We start from the raw sequence: 6,704 nt of genomic DNA, 5'->3' as shown, positions 1-6,704 counted from the left end.
CCCCCCCCCCCCCCCCCCCCCCCCCCCCCCCCCCCCCCCCCCCCCCCTTTTTTTTTTCACGCACAAAGATGTGTATAAGAGACAGCCCGCGCCCTCCTCCACAGAGAGGGCAGATTCTCTCTGAAAATCGGCCGGTTGGGAGAGATTTTGCCCTCTCGATGACGGCAGGGTGGGGGCCTGGGGTGGGAGCAGGCACGCGGGAGAGGCCGCGAGCGACTACCGTTTGAGTATGAGTACCGATACAACCGACACGGCCGCCGCCGACACCGTGACCGCGTTCGCCGACCTGGGGCTGAGTGACGCGGTATTGAAGGCCGTGCGCGACATCGGCTACGAGACGCCTTCCGCCATTCAGGCCGCCACCATTCCTCCCCTTCTTGCCGGCCGCGACGTGGTCGGTCTCGCCCAGACCGGAACAGGCAAGACCGCCGCCTTCGCGCTGCCGATTCTCTCCCGCCTCGACGTGTCGCAGAAGAAGCCGCAGGCTCTTGTGCTCTCCCCCACCCGCGAACTCGCCCTCCAGGTCTGCGAAGCCTTCGAGCAGTACGCCTCGCACCTGCGCGGGGTTCACGTGCTGCCGGTCTACGGCGGCCAGGCCTACGGGGTACAGCTTTCGGCGCTCCGTCGCGGCGTGCACGTGGTCGTCGGTACTCCCGGCCGCATCATGGACCACCTCGCCAAGGGCACGCTCGACCTCTCCGAACTCAAATACCTCGTGCTCGACGAGGCCGACGAGATGCTCAAGATGGGCTTCGCCGAAGACGTCGAGACGATTCTCGCCGACACCCCAGACGACAAGCAGGTCGCCCTCTTCTCTGCGACCATGCCCCCGGCCATCCGGCGCATCGCGAAGCAGTACCTGAACGACGCCGAAGAGATCACGGTCAAGAACAAGACCACCACCTCGGCGAACACGAGCCAGCGTTACCTGATGGTGTCGTACCCGCAGAAAGTGGATGCCCTGACCCGCATCCTCGAAGTCGAGAACTTCGAGGGAATGATCGTCTTCGTTCGCACCAAGAGCGAGACCGAGGTGCTGGCCGAGAAGTTGCGCGCCCGCGGATACTCGGCGGCCGCCATCTCGGGCGATGTCGCCCAGGCCCAACGCGAACGCACGGTCAACCAGCTGAAGAGCGGAAAGCTCGACATTCTCGTCGCCACCGACGTCGCCGCCCGCGGGCTCGACGTCGACCGCATCAGCCACGTCGTGAACTACGACATCCCGATCGACACCGAGTCGTACGTGCACCGCATCGGCCGCACCGGTCGCGCGGGCCGCAGCGGCGCAGCGATCAGCTTTGTGACCCCTCGCGAGCGCCGCCTGCTCGGCGCCATCGAGAAGGCCACCCGCCAGCCGCTCACCGAGATGAAGCTGCCCACAGCTGAAGACGTGAACGTCACACGCCTCACCCGCTTCGACGAGGCCATCACCGCGGCGCTCGAGCAGCAAGACCGCATTGCGGTGTTCCGCGACATCGTGGGGCACTACGTCGAGCACCACGACGTGCTCGAGGCCGATGTGGCCGCGGCACTGGCCGTGGTGGCGCAGGGCGACACCCCGCTGCTGCTTTCGGCAGACGACAGCCGCGCGCAACGCTTCGAACGCGACAGCGCCCGGCCCGACCGCGCAGCGCGCGACGACCGCGATCCAGGCAGCGGCCGTGGGCGCAGCGGTTCTGACGACCGTGGTGAGAGAGGCGACCGGGGCGACAGAGGCGACCGCCCCGAGCGCGGCCCCCGCGGCTCGAAGCCCATGGCCTCGTACCGCATCGAGGTGGGCAAGCGCCACATGGTCGAGCCCCGCCAGATCGTCGGCGCCCTCGCCAACGAGGGTGGGCTCAGCCGCGAAGACTTCGGCCACATTCAGATCAGGCCCGACTTCTCCCTCGTCGAGCTGCCCGCCGACTTGCCGGGTGGCGTGCTCGAGCGTCTGCGCGACACCCGCATCAGCGGCAAGCTGATCGAGATCCGACCCGACAACCGCCCCGCCAGCCGCGGTGCAGCCCGGCCCGAGCGTGGCGAGCGCCCCGACTTCGACCCCCGCGACGACCGCCCGGCCCGCAAGCCCCGCCACAAGTAGAACGTCTCTCGGAAGGCGCCGGCTGCTCCCCGAATAAAGGAGTAGCCGGCGCCTTCCGCGCGCGCGGCACCCGCGCCGCCTCCCGGGTCTGCGGCACCCTCCTCAGTGCGGTCGCTGCCTACTTACTCGGCCGCGACCTGCACCATGATCGGGGCAGCCGCACCCGGGCCGCCGCACTGCTCGCTGCCGCCGACGCGGGCCCACTCGGGCGTCGCCGCCGTCGCACCCAGAACGGTGGCATCGGCCGCATAGGCGGTGACCGTGACCTGCGCCGGCCTCGACATTCCCACACTCACGTTCCAGCTCGCGGCTCCGGATGCACTCGCCTGGTACAACGGAAGCGCCGCGCCCGGCGTGGCTGTCTGCATCGCCCGAACCTGCTCGGCGGTCTTCGAGCATCCGCTGTCGTCACACAGTTCGACCCAGGCCACCCCCGCCACCGCGTCAGGGGTTCCGTCGAGCCGAACGTCGAGCGAGTTGATCCAGCCGATGGCCGTACAGGCCTGGCCGAATGGCGAGGCGCACGCGCTGAGTGCGAGCATCGCGACGGCCCCCACCACGGCAACGATGACGGCTCGAGCGCTGGCACCACGGGTCGGGGACATGCCCCGACGGTGTCACGCCGGCACGCCCCTGGCAACAGCGCCCGCCAGAACCTTGCAGATCGGTTACCCGGCGTCGTCGCCCGGCTCCGAAGCAAGCAGTCGGTCGAGCAGCAATTGCAAGGTCATCCGTTGCTCTGAGTCAAGTGAGCCGAACAGCGCGCGCCAGACGCGGTCCGTCGCGCGGCGGCCTGCGTCTAACGCGTCATGCCCGTCTGTCGTGAGGTGGTGCTCGATGCGGCGCCCGGGGCCCGGTCGACGTTCGATATAGCCCGCAGAGACGAGGCGGCTGGCGAGAGTACCGAAAGCCTGGTCGCTCTGAAACGATGCGGCGGCGAGCGCGTGGGCCGACGAACCCGGGGCGCGGTCGATGGCTCGCAGGGCATCCCACTGCACCAGTGAGATGCCGGTTTCGCGCAGTGCCGCGTCGAGCGCCCGGTGGTCGCGGTGTTGCACTCGCTTGAGTGAGCGGCCCAGTCTTTCGAGATCTACGGTCATGGTGTTACTGTATCAATGTACTTATATCAATATGTTGAGATAGGAAAAGCCCATGTCGTACACCGCACTCGTTCTTCACGGAGGTGGGGGGCCCGCCACGGTCGGCCCCATCGCCTCACACCTCGCCGGCACCTTCGACGTCATCGCGCCCACCCATCCGGGCTGGAACGACACCGCTCCCGTCGACGGCGACACGATTCAGGCCCTCGCCGCGCGCTACCTCGACGACCTCACCAGCCGCGGAGTGCGTGACGCGCTCATTGTCGGTTCGTCGATCGGCGGATGGATCGCTGCAGAGATCGCCATTCTCGACGCAGCCCGCGACAAGGCCGACCGGGTGATCGGGCAGCTCGTGCTGATCGACACCGTCGGCGCAGATGTACCCGGTCACCCCCTCCGCGACGTCTCGGCGCTCACCCCACGCCAACTGGCCGAATTCGCCTGGGCCGACCCCGATCGCGGCTTCACCGACCCGGCCACCCTCACCCCCGAACGCCTCGCCACAATCAGAGGCAACATGACGGCGCTGGCCCTGTATGCCGGAGGCTCGCACACGAACGACCCCCAGCTGCTCGCCCGCCTCGCCGCAGTCTCCCTGCCCACGCTCGTGATCTGGGGCGACGCCGACAGAATGGTCACCGTCGACTACGGCCGCGCCGTGGCTTCGGCGGTGCCGAACTCGACCTTCGTGATCATCGAGAACGCCGGCCACCTGCCGCACCTCGAGCAACCGCAGAGCACCTTCGACGCCCTCGATGAGTTCGTGGCGCTCACACCGGGTCGCTGAGGGGCCTGAGCCGCGGCCGACGACAATCCCAGAGCACTCGCGAGCACCAGCAGCACAACTCCCAGAGGGCCGACGGCGGGTGCGAACGGCAGCGAAACACCCCAGCGTTGCTCGACGATCGTGATGGCAGCGGGAATCACCGTCAGAAAAAGGCCCCAGAAGACCACAATCTGGCCGAACGTCGATACGACGTGCGCCGATACGACGTGCGCTGATACGACGTGCGCTGATACGACGTGCGTCGATGATGCGGTCGGCCGGATGCTCGCCGGTCGAAACGAGAACGGACCGCGCGCGATCCAGGCCGTCGGTACCCGCCCGAACACCATCAGGCTGAGGGCCACCACCGAACCGGCGGTCGCTGCGCCCATCACCAGCACGCCCCAGCCCGCTTCGGTGGTTACCGTGGCGTACACCGCGAGAGCGAGGGTCACGAACCCCGTCCATCCGGTGCTCACGTACGCTGCAGGCCGAACCCCGAAGGCCGCTGCCGCCGAGGCGCCGACGAACAACGGCACGTCGACCAGCGCAACCACCACAGGGTCGAGTTCGCCAAGGGTGAGCTGACGAACCGTCGGCGACGCGAACACTGCGACCCACCAGACGGCCCCGGCCAGCGCCTGCACTGCGAAGTAAGCGCGCCCCCATCTCATGCCCACAGACTATCCGGCGGCCGCAGGTGCTCGACCGGCGACTACGAGCGGAACGGCCTGAAGCTCTGCAGCCGCGGCGGCTCGACGACGGTCGGCGGCGGGTTTCGCACGAGACGGGCAGATGACCTGAAGAACAGCGCTGCGACAAAAGCGGAGACAACAGCACTCACAACGGAGTCGACGAATCGAGCATCCGGTCGCATGAGAGTCGTGAAGACGGTGGTGATCGCGCTGAGTCAGGCCGGCGCCGGCGAGTTGGCGAACTGCACGAAACGCGCCACGGCCGGGGTGTCGTTGAACCATTCGTGGTCGAGCGTCGCCGCGTAGTAGAGCGAATCGCCGACCCCCAAGACGTAGGCGTCTTCTGACCCGACGACGACGCGGATGCGGCCCTCCAGCACATGGATGAACTCTCCCCCGGCGTGCGCCTGGTGCCGCCCGGCCACACTGAGCGGTTGCACCACGATCTCGTGCTGCTCGACGTGCCGCTCGGTGGGCCCCCGAAACCAGACCTGCACCTTGGTGTTGAGGTCGTAACTGTCTTCTTCGAGCCGCACCACGGGTGCGATGGGCGGCTCGGTGAGCGCCAACAGGGCAGAACCACTGGTGCCGAGCGCGGCAGCGATGCGGTGCAGCGTCATGAGGCTCGGCATCGAGCGACCCGTCTCGGTCTGGCTGAGGTAGGGCTGCGAGAGACCGGATGCGTCGGCGAGCTGCTGCAGCGTCTTGCCGGCATCCCGCCGCATGGCCCTGATGACCCGGCCGAGCGCCGCGGAGAGCTGCCGCTGGTCGTCGGCGGCGTCCGCCGTGGAATCTGCCACGGTCTTTACAATAGCGTTGGCTCCATGGCCGCTTCTTCGCACCCCGCGTTCGAGATTCCGACGATCGACATCTCGCCGTACACCGACGCGGTACCCGCGCCGCGTTCACCCGATGCAGACGCGGCCGGCGAAGCCCGGGCATCCGGAGCATCAGCTGGAGCCGGGCTCGCTCGCAGGCAGCGCAGCACGGCAGAGGCCTTCGACGCAGCCGCCCGCTCGGTCGGCATCGCAGAGATCGTGGGCCACGGCATCGCCCCTGCCACGGTGGCCGGGCTGGCCGAAGCGATGAGAGGCTTCTTCGCCCTGCCGACCGGCGAGAAGCTGGCCCTCCGCGTCGACCCCGAGCTCAACCGCGGGTACAGCCCGCCACTCAGCGAAGCCCTCAGCAAGAGTATCGGCGTCGACTCGGCCTCCCGTTCGAACGACAACTTCGAGAGCTTCAACAGTGGCGCTGCCGCCTCAGAGTTCGCCCAATCGAACCTGCCCACCGAGCACTACGCCGAGAACATCTGGCCCGCGTCACTCCCGCAGTTTCGTGCGCAGGTCTCGGCCTATTACGCAGAAGCCCAGCGGGTCTCATCGGCGCTCACGCGCGTCTTCACCGACGCGCTCGGCCTTCAACCCGAGTTCTTCGACGCCTTCAACACCGCCCCCGTCGACACGCTGCGACTCAACGCCTACCCCGCGCCACCTGATGGCGACCCTGTCGAGCCCTCCCCCGCCGGCATGGGCGCACACACCGACTTCGGCTTGGTGACCATTCTGTGGGCCGACCGGATGCCCGGGCTGCAGGTTCTCGACCGTTCGAACACCTGGCGCGACGTCGTGGCCAGAGAGGGAGCCCTGCTCGTGCTGCTGGGCGATCTCACCGCACGCTTGACCAACGACGTGTGGCCCGCGACGCTACACCGGGTCGTGGTGAGACCTTCTGCAGGTCAGGGCTCGCACCGTCGCCGGTCGGCAGCCTTCTTTCACGACGGCAACATCGACGCCGTCGTCGAGACCCTGCCTGCGTTCATCGATGCGGGCGAGCATCCGATCTACGAACCCATCACAGTTCGCGAGAACCTCGTCTCGAAGCTGAGGGGCAGCCGGAGCGGCCAGCGCAACTACGCGGCCGCGCGAGAAGCTCTGCGGGTTCGCGACGCGACTGACCCTGCGGCATAGCTCGTAACGCGATGGAAACCTTATTGATATGAGCTAGTAAATATTGATATATACAATAATGCTCACAGAGTGTTTCTCATCGAGTGATTGGACAGC

6 protein-coding genes and 1 pseudogene are annotated in these 6,704 nt (G+C 67.6%); 3 read left to right on the top strand and 4 right to left on the bottom strand.

Going from position 1 to position 6,704, the window contains the following annotated elements; genetic code table 11:
* Positions 1-229: 229 nt before the first annotated feature.
* Positions 230-2,080 (top strand): DEAD/DEAH box helicase, encoded by a 1,851-nt coding sequence (locus QN358_RS11220; RefSeq protein WP_323512402.1) that lies wholly within the window; start codon positions 230-232, stop codon positions 2,078-2,080.
* 122 nt (positions 2,081-2,202) lie between these two features.
* On the opposite strand, the gene QN358_RS11215 is transcribed toward QN358_RS11220, so the two are convergent.
* Together QN358_RS11215 and QN358_RS11210 are read right to left on the bottom strand one after the other, a co-directional pair.
* Positions 2,203-2,685, bottom strand: a complete 483-nt coding sequence (locus QN358_RS11215) for a hypothetical protein (RefSeq protein ID WP_323512401.1) — start codon at positions 2,683-2,685, stop codon at positions 2,203-2,205.
* Positions 2,686-2,748: 63 nt separating this feature from the next.
* Positions 2,749-3,180 carry a MarR family winged helix-turn-helix transcriptional regulator gene (locus tag QN358_RS11210; protein WP_136643486.1) on the bottom strand — a complete coding sequence of 144 codons (432 nt, stop codon included), beginning with the start codon at positions 3,178-3,180 and terminating at the stop codon, positions 2,749-2,751.
* 52 nt (positions 3,181-3,232) lie between these two features.
* On the opposite strand from QN358_RS11210, the pseudogene QN358_RS11205 reads away from it, so the two are divergent.
* Positions 3,233-3,868 (top strand): annotated as a pseudogene (locus tag QN358_RS11205) (alpha/beta fold hydrolase); the annotation flags it as partial.
* On the opposite strand, the gene QN358_RS11200 reads toward QN358_RS11205, so the two are convergent.
* The gene (locus QN358_RS11200) at positions 3,826-4,620 is read right to left on the bottom strand and encodes an isoprenylcysteine carboxylmethyltransferase family protein (RefSeq protein ID WP_323512400.1); all 795 of its coding nucleotides are present in this window, start codon (positions 4,618-4,620) and stop codon (positions 3,826-3,828) included. The pseudogene QN358_RS11205 and the gene QN358_RS11200 overlap by 43 nt on opposite strands.
* A gap of 236 nt (positions 4,621-4,856) precedes the next feature.
* Entirely contained in the window at positions 4,857-5,441 is a 585-nt protein-coding gene (locus tag QN358_RS11195) for an XRE family transcriptional regulator (protein WP_323512399.1), read from the bottom strand.
* Positions 5,442-5,465: 24 nt separating this feature from the next.
* Here QN358_RS11195 and QN358_RS11190 point away from each other — a divergent pair, with 24 nt between their 5' ends.
* Entirely contained in the window at positions 5,466-6,608 is a 1,143-nt protein-coding gene (locus QN358_RS11190) for an isopenicillin N synthase family dioxygenase (protein ID WP_323512397.1), read from the top strand.
* The last annotated feature ends 96 nt before the right edge of the window (positions 6,609-6,704 follow it).

The organism is Subtercola sp. RTI3, assembly GCF_035018625.1.
Taxonomy (GTDB): Bacteria; Actinomycetota; Actinomycetes; order Actinomycetales; family Microbacteriaceae; genus Subtercola; species Subtercola vilae.
The sequence above is the reverse complement of the archived record's forward strand: the minus strand, read 5'-3'. Positions and strand labels throughout refer to the sequence as shown.